Source organism: Nocardioides sp., from assembly GCF_035697785.1.
GTDB lineage: Bacteria > Actinomycetota > Actinomycetes > Propionibacteriales > Nocardioidaceae > Nocardioides_B.
Map to the genome: position 1 here is coordinate 1 of NZ_DASSCL010000017.1, position 2,192 is coordinate 2,192.

The 2,192-nt window shown below is 73.4% G+C and carries 3 protein-coding genes; all 3 read right to left on the reverse strand.

Annotated elements, in window-relative coordinates:
- Positions 1-992, reverse strand: a 992-nt coding sequence (allB, locus tag VFH10_RS02445; RefSeq protein ID WP_325125579.1) for an allantoinase AllB, incomplete at its 3' end; no start/stop codon positions are given.
- Positions 993-1,001: 9 nt separating this feature from the next.
- On the reverse strand, positions 1,002-1,379 hold the full coding sequence (locus VFH10_RS02450) for an allophanate hydrolase-related protein (protein ID WP_325125581.1): 378 nt from the start codon (positions 1,377-1,379) through the stop codon (positions 1,002-1,004).
- Between the two features lie 26 nt (positions 1,380-1,405).
- Positions 1,406-2,192: alpha/beta hydrolase family protein (locus VFH10_RS02455; RefSeq protein ID WP_325125583.1), on the reverse strand; the 787-nt coding region annotated here is incomplete at its 5' end.

A 2,192-nucleotide genomic window follows, 5' to 3' on the forward strand; every position in this document is an offset into this window, starting at 1 on the left:
CCGCCCCACGCATCGGCCAGGCCGCGCGGTCCGGTCCGCTTCAGCTCGGCCGGGCACGGCGAGTGGTCGGAGACGACCATGCCGAGCGTGCCGTCGAGCAGGCCGGCCCACAGGCCGTCCCGGTTGGCGTCGTCGCGGAGCGGAGGGCAGCACTTGTACGCCGCGTCCCCCGGCGGCGCGTCGTCGGCCGTCAGGGTCAGGTAGTGCGGGCAGGTCTCGGCCGTCACCGGAGTCCCGGCGTCGTGGGCCGCACGAATCGCCGGCAGGGCGTCGGCGGCCGCGAGGTGCACCACGTGCATGCGGCAGCCGGTGGCCCGCGACACGGAGACGACCGTCTCGACCGCCTCGATCTCGGCGGCCCGCGGCCGGCTCGCGGCGAAGTCGGCGTAGTCGTCCCCCGGAGGCGCTTCGCCGACCAGGTCGGGGTCCTCCGCGTGCACCAGCAGCAGTCCGCCGAACGACGCGACGGCTTCGGCCGCCGTCCGCAGCCCGACCTCGTCGAGCGCCGGGAACTCCTCGACCCCGGAGTCGACCAGGAAGCACTTGAAGCCGAGCACGCCCGCGTCCCACAACGCCGCCAGGTCGCCCGTGTTGCCCGGGACCGCGCCGCCCCAGAAGGCCATGTCGACGAAGCAGCGCCCGGCGGCCGCTTCGTGCTTGGCGGTCAGACCCGCCACGTCCACGGTCGGCGGCACGCTGTTGAGCGGCATGTCGACGACGGTGGTCACCCCACCCGCCGCGGCGGCGCGGGTGGCGTGCTCGAAGCCCTCCCACTCGGTGCGGCCCGGGTCGTTGCAGTGCACGTGGGTGTCGACCAGACCGGGCAGCAAGACCACGTCGTCGTCCAGCCGCACCCGCCGCTCCGCGTCGGACCGCGCGCCGAGCTCCTCGAGACCGACGACCTTGCCCGCCGCGACCAGCACGCTGCAGCGCTGCTCCGTGCCGTCGACGACGGCGCGCGGCGCCTCGATGACCAGGTCGAGCGTCGGCACGCCGTGCCCTCAGCCCAGCGACGCGCGGTAGGCCCGCCAGCCGCCGTGCTCGGTGATGTCGGTGTGCCGGCCGCGTTCCTCGGGACGCAGCACCATGCAGAGCACGCCCCGGCCGTCGGCGAGCTCGATCGCGCTGAGCTCCAGCTCGGCCGGCTCGTGCGGCAGGAACGCGTCGCGGATCACCTCGAGTGGCACGTCGTAGAGCTCGCCGCGGACCACGCCACCGCCGTCGTCGCCGACCGGCACCAGGCCGGGGAACTCATCGCGCACCGAGAAGAACCGGTAGCGCGGCGCGGTCTCCACCTCGCCGAGGAACGGGTGGTCGGCGATGGTGTGGTGCACCGCTCCCCCGCGCATGCCTTCACCGTTGGTCATCAGCAGCACCATCGCGCCAGCGTAGGGCACGAGAGATCTCACAGGTTCCGGTCGAGGAACGCCGTCGTACGCCGCATGGACAGCGGCCAGCCCGCGATGAACGCGTGCGGCTCGCCCGGGTAGGTCAGCATCCGCGCGTCGACGCCGGCTGCCTGCATCGCGCGGAGCGTCGCGCGGCTCCACCGGATCGGGCAGCTCTCGTCGGCGGTGCCGTGGTGGATCATCACCGGCTCGGTGATCCGGTCGAAGTAGCTGCGTGGGCTGACCGCGCGCCAGAAGCGCGGGTTGTCGCGGGGTTCGCCGTAGCGGCGCAGGATGAAGTCCGAGAGCTCGCCGCGCCCCGGGTCGTCGCGGATCCACCGGTTGAAGTTGTCGGCGGTGCGCGAGCTGACCGGCGCGTAGACGACCGCGGCGTCGACCAACCCGGGCTGCGCGGTGAGCACGTTGTAGACGACGCCGCCACCCATCGAGCGGCCGAGCAGGCCGATCCGGTCGTCGTCGACGCGCACGGCCCTCGTGGCGCGCAGCGCATGCACGGCGTTGATGGTGTCGACCGCGTATCCCAGCCGCATCTGGCGCTCGGAGCGCGGGTCGTCGTCGGACTGGGCGTGGTTGCGGTAGTCTGTGTGCAGCACCACGTAGCCGGCGCGGGCCAGCCAGTCCTGCTCACGCATCAGGCCCTGCCCGTTGACGTAGATCGCGGGGTCGATGTAGCCGTGGGCGAGCACGAGCGCCGGGTGCGGGCCGCGTCGGGTCGGCACGTTGAGGATGCCCGAGACCCGCCGCCCGTCGCTGCGGTAGGTGACGAAGTAGCGCGTGTAGGCG